The organism is Hydrogenophaga sp., assembly GCF_025699295.1.
GTDB lineage: Bacteria > Pseudomonadota > Gammaproteobacteria > Burkholderiales > Burkholderiaceae_C > Hydrogenophaga.
This window is the reverse complement of sequence record NZ_JAILWB010000011.1, coordinates 132,087-152,030: the sequence shown is the minus strand read 5'-3', so window position 1 is coordinate 152,030 and position 19,944 is coordinate 132,087. Positions and strand designations below refer to the sequence as shown.

The following is a 19,944-nucleotide window of genomic DNA, read 5'->3' as shown; positions in this document are numbered from 1 at the left end:
TCAAGGCGGGGCCTTGTCGAGGCAGGCGTAAAAGAATCCGTCGTGTCCACCCGGATGATTGTCGTTGAACTCCCCGGACGGGGCCGCCGCACCCGGCAGCAAATGACCGGGCGAGGGCCCTTGGCGTGCATCAGTGTGGTGCACAAGGAACGCCTGCACCTGCTCTGCCCCCTCGGCACGGAACACCGAGCAGGTGGCGTAGACCAGCCGGCCCCCGGGTTTGAGCAGGGGCCAGAGGGCTTCGAGCAGCGCGCGCTGCGTAGCCACGAGCGCGTCAACGTCGCTGGCGCGGCGCAGCCAGCGAACGTCCGGATGGCGCCGCACGATGCCCGAGGCGGTGCAAGGCGCGTCGAGAAGGATGGCGTTGAAGGGCTGGCCATCCCACCAGGCGGCTGGCTGCGCAGCGTCGGCACAGCGCACCTCGGCGCGCAGGCGCAGGCGCCGCAACGTGTCTTCGATGCGCTCGCAGCGGCGCGGGTCGACGTCGATCGCGAGCAGGTTCAGCTCGGCGCGTTCGAGCAGGTGGGCAGTCTTGCCACCGGGGGCAGCGCAAGCGTCGAGCACGCGGTCGGTCGGCGCCCAGGCACGCCCGCCGAGCAGCAGGTCGGCCGCCACCTGCGCTGCCGTGTCCTGCACCGAACAATGGCCTTCGGCGAAACCGGGCAGGCGCTCGACCGGCTGCGGCGCCTCCAGCACGAGGCCGTCACTGCCCGCTGGATGCGACGCCAGGCCGATCGCCTGCAGGGCCTGTTGGTACGTGGCGCGATCGGTGCGGCGGCGGTTCACGCGCAGCGCCATCGGTCCTGGTTGATTGCAGGCGACCAGGATGGCCTGCCAGTGCCCGGGGTGGTCGTGCTGCAGGCGCTGGATCCACCACAAGGGGTGGTTCCAGCGTGCAACCAGGTCGTTCCCGATCTCGGCCAGCAGGTCGGCGCGTTCGCGCAGGAAGCGACGCAGGCAGGCGTTGACGAAGGAAGCCTGGCGTTCGGTAGGCCGCGCCTGCCGGGCGGCTTCCACCGCCTGGTTGACCACCGTGTGGGGCGCGTAGCGCGGAGCCCCCTGCCCTTCGGCCTCGTCCAGCAACAAGGCGACCGCGCTGCACAGCAGGGCCTGCACCGCGGGCGCCGGCTTGCGCTGCGCCAGCAGGGCCACAAGCGCGCGTGCCGTGCCCAGGTGGCGCAGCACATGGAAGCTCAGGGCCTGCACACCGGGGCGCAGCGCGGGTGGCAGCGCGGGCAGCACCTCGCTGAGCGATCGGCCCTCCACAACCGCCTGGACGCAGGCCGCGGTATGGCGCAACTGGGTCGCCAGGGTCGGGCCATGGGGCACGGGTGGCGGGGTATTCGAAGAGGGCGAAGAGGGAGCCTGGGCGGTCAAGGCGGAAGCTTCCGGGACAAGGGTCGATCAGCGGCAGAGACGGCGAGTGTCACATACGCCAGCCGGCGCGTTCAGCTTAGGGTCCAGCCCGCTGCGTTGTCGCCGGTCGTCGTCGCTGCCACAGGGGTTGCCGTGGTCGCGGCGGATTCGGGCTCCTCGCGCAGCAGGGGCAGCGGCCCCATGTCGCGGCCATAGATGCGGCGGATGCGCAGCGCCAGCGGCGGATGCGAGTCGAGCCAGTGTTCCGTCTGGCTCCCGGTGCCCTGGTTGGCCACCAGCAGCATGTGCTGCACCGAAGAGCCCGCGCGCTGTGCCACCACGCCTTCGCGGCGCTGGTTCAGCACCTTGCGCAGCACGCCGCCCAGACCGTCGCGGCTGCGCGTCCACTGCACGGCGCGCGCGTCGGCCAGGTATTCGCGCTGGCGCGAGACCGCCGCCTGCAGCGCATGGCCCGCGAGCCAGCCCAGCCAGCCCGCGGCCATGACGGCCAGGCCGATCAAGGCCGCCGCGGTGCGGCGGTCGCGGGTGTCTGGCTGGAACAGGTCCTGGCCCATGCGGAACAGCATCTCCAGCCCGAACACCATGCCGACCAGGCGCATGTTCAGCCGCGTGTCGCCTTCGCCGATGTGGCTGAATTCGTGCGCCACCAGTCCCTGCAGTTCCTCGCGGGTGAGATGCATCAGCGCGCCCTGCGTCACGGCGACCACGGCGTCGTCCTCGTCCCAGCCGGCGGCGAAGGCGTTGATGCCCTGGTCGCGCGCAAGCACCATGGGCTGCGGGCGCTTCATGCCCGAGGAGATGGCCATCTCCTCGACGATGTTGCAGAAGCGCTGCTCGTCGAAATCACCGGAAGGTCGCGCCGCCCGCGCGCCCATCTGCTCGGCCAGCCGCGGACCTCCGCCATCGGCCAGGCGCGAGGTCTCCACCCACCAGCCACCGAGCACGAAGAGCAGCGTTACGCCGGTGTTGACGGCGAAGAAGTGGCGCGGAAAACCGAGCTCCCCAGGCATCCAGAAACCCCAGGTGAGCCCCCAGGCCAGCGCCAGCGCGGCATTGACCGCGACCAGCAGCAGGACCACGGTGAGACCGAAGGCAAGCAGCAGGCGCCGGGTCTCGCCCCGGGCATCGCGCTGGAATTCGAAGAAACGCATGTCACAGCGTGATGCGCAGGGTCTCGCGCTCGGCTTCGCTGACGGTCGATTCCAGCATGGCCTGGGGCTGGAAGCCGAACAGGCGCGCGATGATCAGCGCGGGGAACTGGGCTGCGGCATCGTTGTACTCCAGCACATGGTCGTTATAGGCCTGGCGAGCGAACCCGACACGGTTCTCGGTGCTGGTCAGCTCTTCGCTGAGTTCGCGCATGTTCTGGTCGGCCTTGAGTTCGGGGTAGTCCTCGACCACCGCGAACAGCTTGCCCAGGGCCCCGCCCAGCAGTTGCTCGGCCCCGGCGAGCGCACCGAGCGCACCTGCGTTGAGTGGGTTCCCGGCGGCCGTCTGCTCAGCCGTACGGGCCTGGTTGCGCGCGGCGATCACGGCTTCAAGCGTTTGCGCTTCGTGCGCGAGGTAGCGGCGCGCCACCTCCACCAGGTTGGGAATCAGGTCGTAACGGCGTTTGAGCTGCACGTCGATCTGGCCAAAGGCGTTGGCGATCGCGTTCTTCAGGCGCACCAGCCGGTTGTAGGCGCCCACCGCCCAGAAGAACACCATCAGACCCAGCACCAGCACCACCCACAACGAGACGGACATGTTTGCAACTCCTTCTGTACAACACCGGCTCTCCCGGCAGGCGCGACCAATATACCCTGCGCACCACCGTTGACGTGACGCAGGGTCCAATGAAAAAAGCCCCTGGTCGGATGACCGGGGGCTTTGTATGGGTCAGCGGCGCGCGGCGCCGCAGGCAGTGGACTCTTACTCCGTCGCTTCGTTCGCGCTGCTCGATGCGTCCGCCTGGTCGGCGGCCAGCGAGATCGCGTCGGCCTCGGCAATGGCGCGACGCTCTTCGTCGTCCATCTTCTCCTTGACCTTGCGCGCCTCGTGATAGGCCATGCCAGTCCCGGCCGGGATCAGGCGACCCACGATCACGTTCTCCTTCAGGCCACGCAGTTCGTCGCGCTTGCCCATGATGGCCGCCTCGGTCAGCACCCGGGTGGTCTCCTGGAAGGAGGCCGCCGAGATGAACGAGTCGGTGGACAGCGAAGCCTTGGTGATACCCAGCAGGATGTTGCTGAACACCGCCGGCAGCTTGCCTTCGGCACGCAGCGCGTCGTTGGTGTTGAGGATCTCGGAACGCTCGACCTGCTCACCGGCGATGTAGCTCGAATCGCCCACGCTGTCGACGACCACGCGGCGCAGCATCTGGCGCACGATCACCTCGATGTGCTTGTCGTTGATCTTCACGCCCTGCAGGCGGTAGACGTCCTGCACCTCGTCGACGATGTAGCGCGCCAGCTCTTCCATGCCCAGCAGGCGCAGGATGTCCTGCGGATCGGCCGGACCGTCCACCACGCTCTCGCCCTTGTTGACCACCTGGCCTTCGTGCACCAGGATGTTCTTCTCCTTGGGGATGAGGTCGTCCCAGACCTTGCCTTCCGGATCGGTGATCTGCAGGCGAACCTTGCCCTTGGTCTCCTTGCCGAACGACACGGTTCCGGTCATCTCGGCCAGCATGCCCTTGTCCTTCGGGCTGCGGGCCTCGAACAACTCGGCCACGCGTGGCAGACCCCCGGTGATGTCGCGGGTCTTCTGGCCTTCGACAGGGATGCGTGCCAGCACATGGCCTGGACCCACGTCCTGACCGTCGCGCACTTCCAGCAGCGCGCCGATCTGGAAGCCCACGGTTACCGAGTGGTCGGTGCCCGGAATCTTCACTTCGTTGCCGGACGCATCCAGCAACTTCACCAGCGGGCGCACCACCTTGGCCGAGCCGCGGTGCTTGGGATCGATCACCACCAGCGACGAAAGACCGGTCACGTCGTTGACCTGCTTGGCCACCGTCAAGCCCTCTTCCACGTTCTCGAACTTCACCTGACCGGCGAATTCCGTGATGATGGGTCGGGTCAGCGGATCCCAGTTCGCCAGGATTGCACCCGCCTTGATCTGTTGATCGGCCTTGACCGCCAGAATGGCGCCGTAGGGAACCTTGTGGCGCTCGCGCTCGCGGCCGTGTTCGTCATGAATCACGATCTCGCCGGAGCGCGCGATCACCACCAGCTCGCCCTTGGTGTTGGTCACGTAGCGCATGGTGGCGTTGAAGCCGATCACGCCGCTGGACTTCGCTTCCACGCTGGAAGCCACCGCCGCGCGCGATGCCGCACCACCGATGTGGAAGGTGCGCATGGTCAGCTGCGTGCCGGGTTCGCCGATCGACTGAGCGGCGATCACACCCACGGCTTCGCCGATGTTCACCAGGCCACCGCGGCCGAGGTCACGGCCATAGCACTTGGCGCAGATGCCGAAGCGGGTTTCGCAGGTCAGCGCGGTACGCACCTTCACCTCGTCCACCGCCGCGGTCTCGAGCACGTCGAGCAGGTCCTCGTCGAGCATCTCGCCGGCGGGCACCAGCACCGCGCGGGTTTCCGGGTGGATCACTTCCTCGGCCGTGGTGCGGCCCAGGATGCGGTCACGCAGCGACTCGATGACTTCACCACCTTCGACGATGGCGCGCATCAGCGTGCCGTTGGTGGTGCCGCAATCCTGCTGGTTGACCACCAGATCCTGCGTCACGTCCACCAGGCGGCGCGTGAGGTAACCCGAGTTCGCCGTCTTCAGCGCCGTATCGGCCAGACCCTTGCGCGCACCGTGCGTGGAGATGAAGTACTGCAGCACGTTGAGGCCTTCACGGAAGTTCGCCGTGATGGGGGTCTCGATGATGGAGCCGTCGGGCTTGGCCATCAGGCCGCGCATGCCGGCGAGCTGGCGGATCTGCGCAGCGGAACCGCGCGCACCCGAGTCGGCCATCATGTAGATGGAGTTGAACGACTCCTGGTCCACTTCCTTGCCGTTGCGATCGGTGGTCTTCTGCTTGGCCAGCTGGGCCATCATGACCTTGGAGATCTCGTCGCCTGCCTTGCCCCAGATGTCGACCACCTTGTTGTAGCGCTCGCCCGCGGTCACCAGACCGGAGGCGTACTGCTGGGCGATTTCCTTCACCTCGTTCTCGGCGCGGTCGATGATGGTGGGCTTCTCCTTCGGCACCAGCATGTCGTCGACAGCGATCGAGATGCCCGCGCGCGTGGCCAGGCGAAAGCCGTTCTGCAGCAGCTTGTCGGCGAAGACCACGGTTTCCTTCAGGCCGCACTTGCGGAACGAGGCGTTGATCAGGCGCGAGATTTCCTTCTTCTTGAGTGCCTTGTTCAGCACGTCGAACGGCAGACCCTTGGGCAGGATTTCCGACAGCAGCGCCCGGCCAACCGTGGTGTCCACCAGCGTGGTGGAGGCCACGAATTCGCCGCTCGCCTTGTCCAGCAGGTGCTGGGTCAGGCGCACGCTGATCCTGGCGGTGATCTCGACCACGCCGTTGTCCAGAGCGCGCTGCAGCTCGGACAGATCAGCGAACATCATGCCTTCGCCCGTGGCGTTGATCTTCTCGCGCGTGGCGTAGTACAGGCCCAGCACCACGTCCTGCGAGGGCACGATGGAGGGTTCACCGTTGGCGGGGAACAGGATGTTGTTCGAGGCCAGCATCAGGGTGCGCGCCTCCAGTTGCGCCTCCACCGACAGCGGGACGTGAACGGCCATCTGGTCGCCGTCGAAGTCGGCGTTGAAAGCCGCGCAAACGAGCGGGTGCAGCTGGATCGCCTTGCCTTCGATCAGGATCGGCTCGAACGCCTGGATGCCCAGGCGGTGCAGCGTCGGTGCGCGGTTGAGCATCACCGGGTGTTCCTTGATCACCTCTTCCAGGATGTCCCAAACCACCGGCGTGCCGGCTTCCACTTCCTTCTTGGCAGCCTTGATCGTCGTTGCGATGCCCATGGCTTCCAGGCGCGAGAAGATGAACGGCTTGAACAGCTCCAGCGCCATCAGTTTGGGCAGACCGCACTGGTGCAGCTTGAGCGTGGGGCCGACCACGATGACCGAACGGCCCGAGTAGTCGACGCGCTTGCCCAGCAGGTTCTGGCGGAAGCGGCCGCTCTTGCCCTTGATCATGTCGGCCAGGGACTTGAGCGCACGCTTGTTCGCACCCGTCATGGCCTTGCCACGGCGGCCGTTGTCGAGCAGGCTGTCGACGGCCTCCTGGAGCATGCGCTTCTCGTTGCGCGCAATGATCTCGGGCGCCTTGAGCTCGAGCAGGCGGCGCAGGCGGCTGTTGCGGTTGATGACGCGGCGGTACAGGTCGTTCAGGTCGGAGGTCGCGAAGCGGCCGCCGTCCAGGGGAACGAGCGGACGCAGGTCCGGCGGCAGCACGGGCAGCACGTCGAGCACCATCCACTCGGGCTTGATGCCCGACTTCTTGAAGGCTTCCAGCACCTTGAGGCGCTTGGCGTTCTTCTTGATCTTGAGCTCGGAGCCGGTCAGGTCGTTGCGCAGCTTTTCGATCTCGATATCGAGGTCGATGGCCTGCAGCAGTTCCTTGATGCCCTCGGCGCCCATCTTGGCGATGAATTCGTCACCGAATTCCTTGCGTTTGGCGTCGTAGTCGTCCTCGCTCATGATCGCGAATTTCTTCAGCGGGGTCATGCCCGGGTCGACGATCACATAGGCTTCGAAGTACAGCACGCGCTCGATGTCGCGCAGCGTCATGTCCAGGATCAGGCCCAGACGCGAAGGCAGCGACTTCAGGAACCAGATGTGCGCGCAAGGCGCGGCCAGGTCGATGTGACCCATGCGCTCGCGACGCACCTTCGTCTGCGTGACTTCAACGCCGCACTTCTCGCAGATCACGCCGCGGTGCTTGAGGCGCTTGTACTTGCCGCACAGGCATTCGTAGTCCTTGATGGGGCCGAAGATCTTGGCGCAGAACAGACCGTCGCGCTCGGGCTTGAAGGTGCGGTAGTTGATGGTCTCGGGCTTCTTGACTTCGCCGAAAGACCACGAACGGATTTTTTCCGGCGAAGCCAGGCCGATGCGGATGGCATCGAAATGCTCGTCGGGCGTGAACTGCTTGAACAGGTCGAGTAGTGATTTCATGGGTTCAATCCTTGTCTTGGCGGCGAATTAGGAGCGTTCCAGTTCGATGTCGATACCGAGCGAACGGATCTCCTTGACCAGCACGTTGAACGACTCGGGCATGCCGGCATCGATGGTGTGCTCGCCCTTGACGATGGACTCGTACACCTTGGTGCGGCCCTGCACGTCGTCGGACTTGACAGTGAGCATCTCCTGCAGGATGTACGAAGCGCCGTAGGCCTCCAGTGCCCACACTTCCATCTCGCCGAAGCGCTGGCCACCGAACTGCGCCTTGCCGCCCAGCGGCTGCTGGGTGACGAGCGAGTACGGGCCGGTGGAGCGGGCGTGCATCTTGTCGTCGACCAGGTGGTGCAGCTTCAGGAAGTGCATGTAGCCCACTGTGGTCTTGCGCTCGAAGGCGTCGCCCGTGCGTCCGTCGTACAGCTGCGCCTGGGTGCGGGTCTCGGTGAGGCCCTTGACCTGCGCAATGTCGTCCGGGTAGGCCAGCTTGAGCATGGCACGGATCTCGTCTTCCGAGGCGCCATCGAACACCGGGGTGGCGAACGGCACGCCGGTCTGCAGGTTCTCGGCCATCTCGATCACCTCGGCGTCGCTCAGCGCGCCCAGGGTTTCCTTCTTGCCGGCCTGGTTGTAGATGCTCTCGAGGAACTTGCGCAACTCGGCCACCTTGGCCTCGGCCTGCAGCATGTCGCCGATGCGCTGGCCCAGGCCCTTGGCGGCCCAGCCCAGATGCACTTCCAGCACCTGGCCCACGTTCATGCGCGAAGGCACGCCCAGCGGGTTGAGCACGATGTCGGCGGGGGTGCCGTCGGCCATGTGCGGCATGTCTTCCACGGGCACGATCTTGGAGACCACGCCCTTGTTGCCGTGGCGGCCGGCCATCTTGTCACCGGGCTGCAGGCGGCGCTTGACGGCCAGGTAGACCTTGACCATCTTGAGCACGCCGGCAGGCAGCTCGTCGCCCTGCGTGAGCTTCTTGCGCTTCTCTTCGAACGCGAGGTCGAAGCTGTGACGCGTCTGCTCCATCGAGTTCTTGATCGACTCGAGTTGCGCAGCCACGGTGTCGTCCGCCGGGCGGATGTCGAACCAGTGGTACTTCTCGACATCGTCCAGGTAGGCCTTGTCGATGGTCGTGCCTTTGGACAGCTTCTTCGGACCACCGTTGGCGGTCTTGCCGATCAGCAGCTTCTCGATGCGGTCGAAGGCGTCGGCCTCGACGATGCGCAGCTGGTCGTTGAGGTCCAGGCGGAAGCGCTTGAGTTCGTCGTCGATGATCTGCTGGGCGCGCTTGTCGCGCGTGATGCCTTCACGCGTGAAGACCTGCACGTCGATCACGGTGCCCTGCGAGCCCTGGTCCACCCGCAGCGAGGTGTCCTTCACATCGGACGCCTTCTCGCCGAAGATGGCACGCAACAGCTTCTCTTCTGGCGTCAGCGTGGTCTCGCCCTTGGGCGTGACCTTGCCCACCAGCACGTCGCCGGGCAGGACTTCGGCACCCACGTAGATGATGCCGGAGTCGTCCAGGCGGTTGAGCTGCTGCTCGGCCAGGTTGGGGATGTCGCGGGTGATTTCTTCCGCTCCCAGCTTGGTGTCGCGCGCCATCACCACCAGTTCCTCGATGTGGATCGAGGTGTAGCGGTCGTCGGCCACAACGCGTTCGGAGATCAGGATCGAGTCTTCGAAGTTGTAGCCGTTCCAGGGCATGAAGGCGATCAGCATGTTCTGGCCAATCGAGATCTCGCCCAGATCGGTGGAAGCGCCGTCGGCGATCACGTCACCCGCCGCCAGCTTGTCGCCCTTCTTGACGATGGGTCGCTGGTGGATGTTGGTGTTCTGGTTGGAGCGCTGGTACTTGATGAGGTTGTAGATGTCCACGCCCACTTCACCGGCCACGGCCTCGGCGTCGTTCACGCGGATGACGATGCGGGTCGCGTCCACGTAGTCGACCACACCACCGCGCCGAGCGGTCACGACGGTGCCGGAGTCGATCGCGGCGACGCGCTCGATGCCGGTCCCCACCAGGGGCTTTTCGGGACGCAGCACGGGCACGGCCTGGCGCGACATGTTGGCGCCCATCAGCGCGCGGTTCGCATCGTCGTGCTCCAGGAAGGGCACAAGTGAGGCGGCCACAGAGACGATCTGCGCGGGCGACACGTCCATGTACTGGATGGTGTCGGCCGGGGTCAGGATCGACTCGCCCTTCTCACGGGCGGAGACCAGGTCGCCACTGAGGCGACCTTCGGCGTCGAGCGCGGCGTTGGCCTGCGCGATGACGTACTTGCCTTCCTCGATGGCGGAGAGGTAGTCGATCTGGTTCGTGACCTTGCCATCGACCACGCGGCGGTACGGCGTCTCGATGAAACCGTATTCGTTCAGGCGCGCGTACAGCGCCAGCGAGTTGATCAGGCCGATGTTCGGGCCTTCGGGCGTTTCGATCGGGCAGACACGACCGTAGTGGGTCACGTGCACGTCGCGCACCTCGAAGCCGGCGCGTTCGCGGGTCAGACCACCCGGGCCCAGGGCCGACACGCGGCGCTTGTGCGTGATTTCCGCCAGCGGGTTGGTCTGGTCCATGAACTGCGAGAGCTGGGACGCGCCGAAGAACTCCTTGAGTGCCGCGGAGATCGGCTTGGAGTTGATCAGGTCGTGCGGCATCAGCGGCTCCTGCTCCGCCTGGCCCAGACGCTCCTTCACGGCCTTCTCGATGCGCGCCAGACCGGTGCGGTACTGGTTCTCGGCCAGTTCGCCCACGCAGCGCACACGGCGGTTGCCCAGGTGGTCGATGTCATCGACCTCGCCGCGGCCATTGCGCAGATCCACCAGGATCTTGACCACGGCCAGGATGTCGTCGTTGGACAGCACCATGGGGCCGGTGGACTCGTCGCGACCCACGCGGGCATTGAACTTCATGCGGCCCACGCGCGAGAGGTCGTACGTGTCCGGGTTGTAGAACAGGCGGTGGAACAGGGCCTGCACCGCGTCCTCGGTCGGCGGCTCGCCGGGGCGCATCATGCGGTAGATGGCCACGCGCGCGGCGAACTCGTCAGCGGTTTCGTCGCTGCGCAGGGTTTGCGAGATGTAGGCGCCCTGGTCGAGTTCGTTGGTGTAGAGGCACTGCAAGTCCTGCACACCGGCGGTGCGCAGCTTCTTCAGCAGGGCCTCGGTCAGCTCTTCATTGGCCTTGGCAATGATCTCGCCGGTGTCCTCGTCCACGATGTTGCGGGCGACGACACGGCCGATCATGAAGTCTTCAGGCACGCTGATGTGCGTGGTGCCCGACTGCTCCAGCTCACGGGTGTGGCGCACGGTGATGCGCTTGTCCTTCGCCACCACGACCTTGCCACTCTTGTCGGTGATGTCGAAACGGGCCACCTCGCCGCGCAGGCGCTCGGGCACGAAGGCCATCTGCGCGCCGCTGTCCATCAGGCGGAAGTGGTCGTTGACAAAGAAGTTGGCCAGGATGGTCTCCGGCGTCAGGCCGATGGCCTTGAGCAGGATGGTGACCGGCATCTTGCGGCGGCGGTCGACGCGGAAGAACAGCACGTCCTTGGGATCGAACTCGAAGTCGAGCCAGGAACCGCGGTAGGGGATGATGCGGGCCGAGAACAGCAGCTTGCCCGAGCTGTGCGTCTTGCCCTTGTCGTGCTCGAAGAACACACCCGGCGAACGGTGCAACTGAGACACGATCACGCGCTCGGTGCCGTTGATGATGAAAGAGCCCTTCTCGGTCATCAGAGGCACTTCGCCCATGTAGACCTCCTGCTCTTTCACCTCCTTGATCACCTTGGATTGCGCGGTCGAGGACTCGCGGTCATAGATGATGAGCTGGACGCGGGCGCGCACGGCCGACGCGAACGTCAGGCCGCGGGTCTGGCACTCGCGCACATCGAACGCCGGCTTGGCCAGGTTGTACTCGACGAACTTCATCTCCACGAAGCCGTTGTGGGAGACGATCGGGAAAGCGGCTTCGAACGCCGCCTGCAGGCCTTCGTTGGTGCGTTTCCTGGGGGCGCTGTCGGCTTGCAGGAACGCGGTATAGGCGTCTTTCTGCATCTGCAGGAGGTAGGGGATCGCGAGGACGTTTTCGCGGGTGCCAAAACTCTTGCGGATGCGCTTGCGTTCGGTGTATGAGTATTTCGATGCTGAGGCCATGAGATCTCCGGGTGAGCTCTTTGGCGACTGTCTGGCCGAACGGGTGGGGCTACCCGGTGGCTTGCTTGGTGGCTGGCCTCTACCAACCTTGGCGGACGGCCCGTGCGTTGCACACAGGCCCGAACCAAGTCGTCTTCTGCAGTCGGGGTCAGAAGACACTCAAAAGCCGTGGTATGGAAGATTTCCGTGGACCGCGAGGTCATCGGAAACCGGTCAGACCACCGGTTTTTGGGTGTGCTCTGAAAGCACCAAAGGCTGGAGGCCCTGTCGAGCGCTCCAGCCCCTGTAGGCGAGCGAATTACTTCAGCTCGGCCTTGGCGCCGGCTTCCACCAGCTTCTTCACGGCGGCGTCGGCATCGGCCTTGGCAATGCCTTCCTTGACGTTCTTCGGAGCACCGTCCACCAGGTCCTTGGCTTCCTTGAGGCCCAGGCCGGTGATTTCGCGCACGGCCTTGATGACGGAGACCTTGTTCGCGCCGGCTTCGAGCAGCACGACGTTGAATTCGGTCTTCTCTTCAGCAGCAGCGGCTGCGGCGCCACCACCACCGGCTGCGGGTGCGGCCATGGCCGCAGCGCTCACGCCAAACTTCTCTTCGATGGCTTTCACCAGGTCGTTGAGTTCCATGACCGTCATGCTGTCCAGCGCGGTCAGAAATGCGTCTTTATCGAATGCCATTTTGATTTCCTAACAATTGGGTTGAACGAACGTGCCGCGCCACTCAGGCGGCGGCCGCCTCTGCTGCCGGTGCGGCAGCGCCTTCGCCTTTTTTCGCCGCCAGAGCGCCCAGCACAACGGCCGTGCGCGAAATGGGCGACTTCAGCAAGCCACACAGCTGCGCCAGCAGGATTTCCTTGGAAGGGATGCTGGCAAGCGTCTTCACGCCATTGACGTCCAGGGCCTTGCCTCCGTACACGCCACCGCGAATCACCAGCTTGTCGTTGGTTTTCGCGAACTCGGCCACCACCTTCGCGGCGGCAACGGCGTCTTCAGAGAAGCCATAGATCAGCGGGCCGGTCATCTGGTCAGCGGCCACTTCAAACGGGCTGCCAGCCACTGCACGGCGGGCCAGGGTGTTCTTCAACACACTCAGGCTCACACCGTTGCTGCGGGCTGTCACGCGCAGTTTGTCCATGTTCGCGACCGTGATGCCACGGTATTCCGCCATCACGAGCGTTTGAGCTTTTGCGGCGAGGCTGGTCACTTCGGAAATGACCGCTTCTTTCTCACTGCGATTCAGACTCAAGGTCTACTCCTTAAATGTGCCCCCGGCCGGTCAGGGCCTGAAGCACGCCTCATTGCAGCGACCAACTGTTTTGGAACGGATTCCATCTGCAGCGGGATCGCCATCTGCGTTGGCTTTTCACAATTAAGTCTGGCGGCATCCCGGAGGAATTCACCCGACACCAACGGTCTTGGATGGCCCCGCCAACCGGTTCTTCAACCGCCTGGCGGACCCACCACACCCGGGCGACCGAGGCCACCCGAATTCTTCTTCGCGCCTATCCGGCGATCACGCCGAGATGGATTGCATGTCGACGCGAACGCCAATGCCCATGGTTGACGACACGGCCACTTTGCGCAGGTACACGCCCTTGCTGGTGGCCGGCTTGGCCTTGGTCAGCGCGTCCAGCAGCGCCACCAGGTTGCCCTGGAGCTTGTCGGCATCAAATGAGCGACGGCCGATCGTGCCATGCACGATGCCTGCCTTGTCGACGCGGAACTGCACCTGGCCGGCCTTGGCGTTGCGCACGGCTTGCGCCACGTCGGGCGTCACGGTCCCGACCTTGGGGTTGGGCATCAGGCCACGCGGGCCGAGCACCTGACCCAGAGTACCGACGATGCGCATCGCGTCCGGCGAGGCAATCACCACGTCGAAATTCATGTTGCCGGCCTTGATGTCGGCTGCGAGGTCATCCATACCGACGATGTCGGCGCCAGCGGCTTTGGCTTCTTCGGCCTTGGCACCCTGGGCGAACACGGCCACGCGCTTGGTCTTGCCGGTGCCGTTGGGCATCACGACGGCGCCACGCACCACCTGATCGGACTTCTTCGCATCCACGCCCAGTTGCACGGCCACGTCGATGGATTCATCGAACTTGGCGTTGGCGCAATCCTTGACGATCGCGATGGCCTCGGTCAGGGCGTACAGCTTGTTGCTGTCGACCTTGCCTTCGAAGGCCTTCTGTTTTTTGGTCAGCTTGGCCATTTACACGCCCTCCACAATCACGCCCATCGAGCGGGCCGAACCGGCGATGGTGCGCACGGCGGCGTCCACATCGGCAGCGGTCATGTCCTTCATCTTGGTCTTGGCGATTTCCTCGAGCTGGGCTCGCGTGATCTTGCCGACCTTGTTCTTGTTGGGCACGGGTGAGCCCTTGTCGAGCTTGATGGCCTTCTTGATCAAAGTCGTCGCGGGCGGCGTCTTGATGATGAAGGTGAAGCTCTTGTCCGCGAAGGCGGTGATCACCACGGGCAGCGGCAGACCGGGCTCGACGCCCTGGGTCTGGGCGTTGAACGCCTTGCAGAATTCCATGATGTTCAAGCCGCGCTGACCCAGCGCCGGACCGATCGGGGGAGAGGGGTTGGCCTTACCAGCTGGCACTTGCAGCTTGATGAAGCCGACGATTTTTTTCGCCATTTTTTGCTCCTGCGAGTGCAGACGGTTGCCACATGGACAACCTCCTCGCGGTTGGGGACCCGGGAAACATCAGATGGCGCAGGCGTCGGGCCGACCCGCCTGCACCACGGAAAACTCAGGTCTTCTCGACCTGGCTGAATTCGAGTTCGACCGGCGTGGCGCGGCCGAAGATGGTCACCGACACGCGCATCTTGTTCTTCTCGTAGTTGACTTCCTCGACCGTGCCATTGAAGTCGGTGAACGGGCCTTCCTTGACGCGCACGTACTCACCCACGACGAATTCCACCTTGTGGCGCGGCTTGTCGGTGCCTTCCTGCATCTGGTTGACGATCTTCTGAACGTCTTCCTCGGAAATGGGCGCCGGGCGGTTCTTTGCGCCACCCACAAAGCCGGTGACCTTGTTGGTGTGCTTGACCAGATGCCAGGTGTCGTCGTCCATCACCATTTCCACCAGCACGTAGCCAGGGAAGAACTTGCGCTCGGTGGTGCGCTTCTGACCGTTCTTCATCTCCACCACTTCTTCGGTGGGGACCAGGATGCGGCCGAATTTGTCCTGCATGCCGGCGCGATTGATGCGCTCGATGATGTTGCGCTCGGCCGCCTTCTCCATGCCCGAGTAGGCATGGACCACGTACCAGCGCATGCCTTCAGCGGCCACGCCATCGGTCACGGGACTGTTCTGCTCGGTCATTTATTTTCTCCAGCCCAGGATCAGGTCGTAAAACAGCCATTCGACGGTCTTGTCGGTCAGCCACAGGAACAGGGCCATCACGAACACGAAGGCGAACACGTAGGCCGTCATCTGGATGGCCTCCTTGCGGGCAGGCCACACCACCTTCTTCACCTCGCGCCAGGCGTCGCGACCGAAGGCAATCAGCTGCTTGCCGGACTCGGACACGGCAAACACGACCACCGCCGCCACGAGACCCCCGATCAAGGCTCCCCACTGCGCCAGCGCGCCGCGCGAGGACAGCAGGTAGAACGCCACGAAGGCGCCCAACAGCAGGACGATGGCCGCCGCCAGCTTGGCCTTGTCGGCGCCGGTGTGGACGGTTTGAACTTCGGAAGAGGCCATGAGGATCCAGACAATACGTATCAAAAAGCGCGCCCGAAACCCGAAAGCTTGAGACACGCAAGCCCACCAGAGGTCTTCGCGACTTCGGCGGGCTTGTTTTCAACCACTCGACAGAACGGACTCAGCTTGCTTGCGCATCCTGTCGGGTGGCAGGGGCAGTAGGAATCGAACCTACAACCTTCGGTTTTGGAGACCGACGCTCTGCCAATTGAGCTATACCCCTACTGGCGATGCCCCACGGGCAATTATTCAGTTGGGGTCAGAGCACGTCGCTGCGCGAGTGGTCTGACCCACAAGGTCCTTATTCAATGATCTTGGCGACGACGCCGGCGCCGACGGTGCGGCCGCCTTCGCGGATGGCAAAGCGCAGGCCTTCTTCCATGGCGATCGGCGCAATCAGCTTGACCGTGATCGACACGTTGTCACCCGGCATCACCATCTCCTTGCCTTCGGGCAGCTCGATCGAGCCGGTCACGTCGGTCGTGCGGAAGTAGAACTGCGGACGGTAGTTGTTGAAGAACGGCGTGTGACGGCCCCCTTCGTCCTTGCTCAGCACGTACACCTCGCCGGTGAAGTGCGTGTGCGGCTTGATCGAGCCGGGCTTGCACAGCACCTGGCCGCGCTGCACGTCTTCGCGCTTGGTGCCGCGCAGCAGAATGCCCACGTTGTCACCAGCCTGGCCCTGGTCGAGCAGCTTGCGGAACATCTCCACGCCCGTGCAGGTGGTCTTCTGCGTCGTGGAGATACCCACGATCTCGATTTCCTCGCCCACCTTGACGATGCCACGCTCGATACGGCCCGTCACCACGGTGCCACGACCCGAGATGGAGAACACGTCTTCCACCGGCATCAGGAAAGCACCGTCCACCGCGCGCTCGGGCGTGGGAATGTAGGTGTCCAGCGCCTCGGCCAGCTTCATAATGGCCTCTTCGCCCAGCTTGCCCTTGTCGCCTTCGAGGGCGAGCTTGGCCGAGCCGTGGATGATGGGGGTGGCATCTCCCGGGAATTCGTACTTGTCCAGCAGCTCGCGCACTTCCATCTCGACGAGCTCGAGCAGCTCGGCGTCGTCGACCATGTCGCACTTGTTCAGGAACACGATGATGTAGGGCACGCCCACCTGGCGCGCCAGCAGGATGTGCTCGCGCGTCTGGGGCATCGGGCCGTCAGCGGCCGAGCACACCAGAATGGCGCCGTCCATCTGGGCCGCGCCGGTGATCATGTTCTTCACATAGTCGGCGTGGCCGGGGCAGTCCACGTGAGCGTAGTGGCGGTTGGCCGTCTCGTATTCCACGTGCGCGGTGTTGATCGTGATGCCGCGCGCCTTCTCTTCCGGAGCCGCGTCAATCTGATCGTAGGCCTTGGCCGCACCACCGAACTTGGACGCCAGCACCGTCGTGATCGCCGCCGTCAGCGTCGTCTTGCCGTGGTCAACGTGTCCGATCGTGCCCACGTTCACGTGCGGCTTGGTCCGCTCAAATTTCTCTTTTGCCATTTTTCAGCTCCAAATCAAAACTGCCGAAACAACCAAACATCTGCCAACAACTGGTGCCCTTGGCGGGAATCGGACCCGCGACCTCTCCCTTACCAAGGGAGTGCTCTACCACTGAGCCACAAGGGCCAAGGTGATCGACACACCGATCACCCCGAAATTCAAACCGACACCGAAGGGACATGGAGCGGGAGACGGGAATCGAACCCGCGTCATCAGCTTGGAAGGCTGGGGTTCTACCATTGAACTACTCCCGCCCGAACAAACCGGCACCACACGGCGCCGGAACACAGGGCGCGACTTCCCATTCGCACGCACATCACATCGGTCGCTGGTGGAGGAGGCTGGATTCGAACCAGCGTACGCGTAAGCGGGCAGATTTACAGTCTGCTGCCTTTAACCACTCGGCCACCCCTCCATAGCGCAGCCCGCGATTATGCCATGGTTTCATGGCAGTCGCGCAGCAGACCCGGCGACCTTCTCCATCACCAGTCCACCGGCTGCAGGCCCTGTCCGGCCAGCCAGCGGTTGACCTCCCCGAAATGGCCACAGCCGACGAACGGCACCGGGGGGCGCCGCGCCGAGAGCGGCGAGGGGTGGTTGGCACACAGCACAAGGTGGCGCACACCCTTGATCAGCGCCGCCTTCTTCTGGGCATGGGCGCCCCAGAGCAGGAATACCTTGGGACCACCGGATTCGCTGCACTGGCGGATCAGCGCATCGGTCAAGGTCTCCCAGCCCCTGCCCGCATGGCTGGCGGGCAGCCCTTCTTCCACACTCAGGCCGGTGTTCAGCAACAACACACCCTGCCGGGCCCAGCGGGTCAATGAGCCATCGGCCGGCGCTGGAATGCCCAGATCGCGCTCCAGTTCCTGAAACATGTTGCGCAAACTGGGCGGCACCCTGACGCCTGGCGCCACGGAAAACGCCAGGCCCTCGGCCTGCCCCGGGCCGTGGTAAGGGTCCTGCCCGAGGATGACCACGCGCACCGCGCCGGGAGCGGTGAGCTCCAGGGCACGCAGCGGCTGGGCCGGGTAGATCACCGCGCCCTGGGTCAACCGCTCATCCAGGAATCGACACAGGTTCCGGCCCTCCGGCGCCGCCCAGAAGCGCGACACCAGGTCCGACCAGCCGGACTGGACCGGCCAGTTCGCCGGATCGGCCGAGGTCAGGCGCGGCGCCTGCCAGTCAAAGCCCGCCTGCATCGCCACCTCAGGCAAACAGCTCGGCCAGCGCCAGCCCCGGCTCGGGTGCCCGCATGAAGGCCTCGCCCACCAGGAAGGCGTGAACCCCTGCGGCGCGCATGGTCTGCACATCCTCGCGACCGAGGATGCCGGACTCGGTGATCAGCAATCGATCCGCCGGCACGTCCGGCAGCATGTCGAGCGTGGTCTGCAGCGTCACCTCGAAGCTTCGCAGGTTGCGGTTGTTGATGCCCAGCAGCGGCGTCCTCAGCCTCAGGGCGCGCTGCAATTCGTCGCGGTCGTGCACCTCCACCAGCACCGCCATGTTCAGGCCCATCGCCAGGGCCTCGAGCTCGGCCATGCGGGTGTCGTCCAGGCAGGCGGCAATGAGCAGGATCGCGTCGGCGCCCATGGCCCGCGCCTCGTAGACCTGATAGGGATCGACCATGAAGTCCTTGCGCAGCACCGGCAGATCGCAACTGGCGCGCGCCTGCTTGAGGAAGTCGGGGCTGCCCTGAAAAAACTGGCGATCGGTCAGCACCGACAGGCAGGCCGCGCTCACGACACCGTCACCTTCGGCGTAGCTCTGGGCGATGTCGGCGGGAATGAAATCCTCCCGCAGCACGCCCTTGCTCGGGCTGGCCTTCTTCACTTCCGCGATCACCGCGGCCTGGCCGGCGGCGATCTTCGCGCGCAGTGCGCCTTCGAAATCGCGCGTGAGCACGCGGCTCTCGGCATCGAAGCGCACCACGTCGAGCGGCTTCTTGCGCTGCGCGGCGGCGATTTCCTCGTGCTTGACGGCCACGATCTTCTGGAGGATGTCACTCATGTCGTCGTTCCGGGTCAGGCCACGAAGGCCTTGAGCTGCTCGAGTTTGGTCAGCGCCGCGCCACAGGCTAGCGTGCGCCGCGCCAGTGCGATGCCCTCGCTCATGTCGTCCACCACGTTGGCGGCGTACAGCGCCACGCCGGCGTTGAGCGAGACGATCTCGCCGGCGGCCTTGAACGCCGGGTCGTCGCGGTTCTCCAGCACGCCCATCAGCATCTGGCGCGAGGCCTCCGGTGTTTCCACGCGCAGAGCGCGGCTGCTGGCCATGGTCATGCCGAAATCCTCGGGGTGGATTTCGTACTCCGTGATCTCGCCGTCCTTGAGCTCGCCGACCAGCGTGGCCGCACCCAGCGAGACCTCGTCCATACCGTCGCGGCCGTAGACCACCACGGCATGTTCGGCGCCCAGACGCTGCAGCGCACGCACCTGGATGCCCACCAGATCGGGATGGAACACGCCCATGAGGATGTTGGGCGCGGACGCCGGGTTGGTGAGCGGACCCAGGATGTTGAAGATGGTCTTGATGCCGAGTTCGCGCCGCACCGGAGCCACGTTCTTCATGGCCGGATGGTGGTTGGGCGCGAACATGAAGCCCACGCCCACCTGCTCGATGCAGCGCGCGATCTGCTCGGGCGCCAGGTTGATGTTGATGCCCAGGCTCTCCAGCACGTCGGCGCTGCCGCTCTTGCTGGAGACGCTGCGCCCGCCGTGCTTGCTCACGCGCGCGCCGGCGGCGGCCGCCACGAACATGCTGCAGGTGGAGATGTTGAAGGTGTGCGAGCCGTCGCCACCGGTGCCGACGATGTCGACCAGATGCGTCTTGTCGGCCACGTGCACCTTGGTCGAGAACTCGCGCATCACCTGCGCGGCGGCGGTGATCTCGCCGATGGTTTCCTTCTTCACGCGCAGGCCGGTGATGAAGGCCGCCATCATGACCGGCGACATCTCTCCGCTCATGATGAGACGCATGAGGTGCAGCATCTCGTCGTGAAAGATCTCTCGGTGCTCGATGGTGCGCTGCAGCGCTTCCTGCGGGGTGATCTTGTGTGCGGTGGTGGGCGACATGGGGTC

The 19,944-nt window shown here is 64.8% G+C and carries 15 protein-coding genes and 4 tRNA genes; all 19 read right to left on the bottom strand.

The window, feature by feature from the left end; genetic code table 11:
• Entirely contained in the window at positions 1-1,329 is a 1,329-nt protein-coding gene (gene rsmB / locus K5880_RS13610; protein ID WP_297653108.1) for a 16S rRNA (cytosine(967)-C(5))-methyltransferase RsmB, read from the bottom strand.
• Positions 1,330-1,448: 119 nt separating this feature from the next.
• Complete coding sequence (locus tag K5880_RS13605) at positions 1,449-2,528, bottom strand: M48 family metalloprotease (RefSeq protein WP_297653105.1); 1,080 nt, start codon at positions 2,526-2,528, stop codon at positions 1,449-1,451.
• A gap of 1 nt (position 2,529) precedes the next feature.
• Positions 2,530-3,123: a LemA family protein gene (locus tag K5880_RS13600; RefSeq protein WP_297653102.1), complete on the bottom strand. Its 594-nt coding sequence runs from the start codon at positions 3,121-3,123 to the stop codon at positions 2,530-2,532.
• Positions 3,124-3,288: 165 nt separating this feature from the next.
• Positions 3,289-7,506, bottom strand: coding sequence for a DNA-directed RNA polymerase subunit beta' (gene rpoC, locus K5880_RS13595; RefSeq protein WP_297653099.1), 4,218 nt, complete (start codon positions 7,504-7,506; stop codon positions 3,289-3,291).
• 27 nt (positions 7,507-7,533) lie between these two features.
• Positions 7,534-11,658 carry a DNA-directed RNA polymerase subunit beta gene (rpoB, locus tag K5880_RS13590; RefSeq protein WP_297653096.1) on the bottom strand — a complete coding sequence of 1,375 codons (4,125 nt, stop codon included), beginning with the start codon at positions 11,656-11,658 and terminating at the stop codon, positions 7,534-7,536.
• Between the two features lie 298 nt (positions 11,659-11,956).
• Positions 11,957-12,334: a 50S ribosomal protein L7/L12 gene (rplL, locus tag K5880_RS13585; RefSeq protein WP_297653094.1), complete on the bottom strand. Its 378-nt coding sequence runs from the start codon at positions 12,332-12,334 to the stop codon at positions 11,957-11,959.
• A gap of 43 nt (positions 12,335-12,377) precedes the next feature.
• Entirely contained in the window at positions 12,378-12,902 is a 525-nt protein-coding gene (rplJ, locus tag K5880_RS13580) for a 50S ribosomal protein L10 (protein ID WP_297653089.1), read from the bottom strand.
• Positions 12,903-13,169: 267 nt separating this feature from the next.
• Entirely contained in the window at positions 13,170-13,865 is a 696-nt protein-coding gene (rplA, locus tag K5880_RS13575) for a 50S ribosomal protein L1 (RefSeq protein ID WP_297653087.1), read from the bottom strand.
• A complete protein-coding gene (gene rplK / locus K5880_RS13570) occupies positions 13,866-14,297 on the bottom strand; it encodes a 50S ribosomal protein L11 (RefSeq protein WP_297653085.1) in 432 nt (143 codons plus the stop codon).
• Between the two features lie 115 nt (positions 14,298-14,412).
• Positions 14,413-14,988, bottom strand: coding sequence for a transcription termination/antitermination protein NusG (gene nusG / locus K5880_RS13565; protein WP_297653082.1), 576 nt, complete (start codon positions 14,986-14,988; stop codon positions 14,413-14,415).
• Positions 14,989-15,372 (bottom strand): preprotein translocase subunit SecE, encoded by a 384-nt coding sequence (gene secE, locus K5880_RS13560; RefSeq protein WP_297653077.1) that lies wholly within the window; start codon positions 15,370-15,372, stop codon positions 14,989-14,991.
• A 147-nt stretch (positions 15,373-15,519) separates the two neighbouring features.
• A tRNA-Trp gene (locus K5880_RS13555) sits at positions 15,520-15,595 on the bottom strand.
• A 78-nt stretch (positions 15,596-15,673) separates the two neighbouring features.
• Positions 15,674-16,864, bottom strand: a complete 1,191-nt coding sequence (gene tuf, locus K5880_RS13550; RefSeq protein ID WP_297652702.1) for an elongation factor Tu — start codon at positions 16,862-16,864, stop codon at positions 15,674-15,676.
• A gap of 51 nt (positions 16,865-16,915) precedes the next feature.
• A tRNA-Thr gene (locus K5880_RS13545) sits at positions 16,916-16,990 on the bottom strand.
• 54 nt (positions 16,991-17,044) lie between these two features.
• A tRNA-Gly gene (locus K5880_RS13540) sits at positions 17,045-17,118 on the bottom strand.
• Between the two features lie 75 nt (positions 17,119-17,193).
• Positions 17,194-17,279, bottom strand: a tRNA-Tyr gene (locus K5880_RS13535).
• A 67-nt stretch (positions 17,280-17,346) separates the two neighbouring features.
• Complete coding sequence (locus tag K5880_RS13530) at positions 17,347-18,066, bottom strand: uracil-DNA glycosylase (RefSeq protein ID WP_297653074.1); 720 nt, start codon at positions 18,064-18,066, stop codon at positions 17,347-17,349.
• Between the two features lie 7 nt (positions 18,067-18,073).
• Complete coding sequence (gene trpC / locus K5880_RS13525) at positions 18,074-18,874, bottom strand: indole-3-glycerol phosphate synthase TrpC (protein WP_297653072.1); 801 nt, start codon at positions 18,872-18,874, stop codon at positions 18,074-18,076.
• A gap of 14 nt (positions 18,875-18,888) precedes the next feature.
• On the bottom strand, positions 18,889-19,938 hold the full coding sequence (trpD, locus tag K5880_RS13520; RefSeq protein WP_297653069.1) for an anthranilate phosphoribosyltransferase: 1,050 nt from the start codon (positions 19,936-19,938) through the stop codon (positions 18,889-18,891).
• Between the last annotated feature and the right edge of the window lie 6 nt (positions 19,939-19,944).

What these genes read in the sequence shown, in the direction of transcription:
- K5880_RS13605 (WP_297653105.1), bottom strand. Translation starts at nt 2,528, where the DNA reads ATGCGTTTCTTCGAATTCCAGCGCGATGCCCGGGGCGAGACCCGGCGC.
- K5880_RS13600 (WP_297653102.1), bottom strand. Translation starts at nt 3,123, where the DNA reads ATGTCCGTCTCGTTGTGGGTGGTGCTGGTGCTGGGTCTGATGGTGTTC.
- rpoC (WP_297653099.1), bottom strand. Translation starts at nt 7,506, where the DNA reads ATGAAATCACTACTCGACCTGTTCAAGCAGTTCACGCCCGACGAGCAT.
- rpoB (WP_297653096.1), bottom strand. Translation starts at nt 11,658, where the DNA reads ATGGCCTCAGCATCGAAATACTCATACACCGAACGCAAGCGCATCCGC.
- rplL (WP_297653094.1), bottom strand. Translation starts at nt 12,334, where the DNA reads ATGGCATTCGATAAAGACGCATTTCTGACCGCGCTGGACAGCATGACG.
- rplA (WP_297653087.1), bottom strand. Translation starts at nt 13,865, where the DNA reads ATGGCCAAGCTGACCAAAAAACAGAAGGCCTTCGAAGGCAAGGTCGAC.
- rplK (WP_297653085.1), bottom strand. Translation starts at nt 14,297, where the DNA reads ATGGCGAAAAAAATCGTCGGCTTCATCAAGCTGCAAGTGCCAGCTGGT.
- nusG (WP_297653082.1), bottom strand. Translation starts at nt 14,988, where the DNA reads ATGACCGAGCAGAACAGTCCCGTGACCGATGGCGTGGCCGCTGAAGGC.
- secE (WP_297653077.1), bottom strand. Translation starts at nt 15,372, where the DNA reads ATGGCCTCTTCCGAAGTTCAAACCGTCCACACCGGCGCCGACAAGGCC.
- tuf (WP_297652702.1), bottom strand. Translation starts at nt 16,864, where the DNA reads ATGGCAAAAGAGAAATTTGAGCGGACCAAGCCGCACGTGAACGTGGGC.
- K5880_RS13530 (WP_297653074.1), bottom strand. Translation starts at nt 18,066, where the DNA reads ATGCAGGCGGGCTTTGACTGGCAGGCGCCGCGCCTGACCTCGGCCGAT.
- trpC (WP_297653072.1), bottom strand. Translation starts at nt 18,874, where the DNA reads ATGAGTGACATCCTCCAGAAGATCGTGGCCGTCAAGCACGAGGAAATC.
- trpD (WP_297653069.1), bottom strand. Translation starts at nt 19,938, where the DNA reads ATGTCGCCCACCACCGCACACAAGATCACCCCGCAGGAAGCGCTGCAG.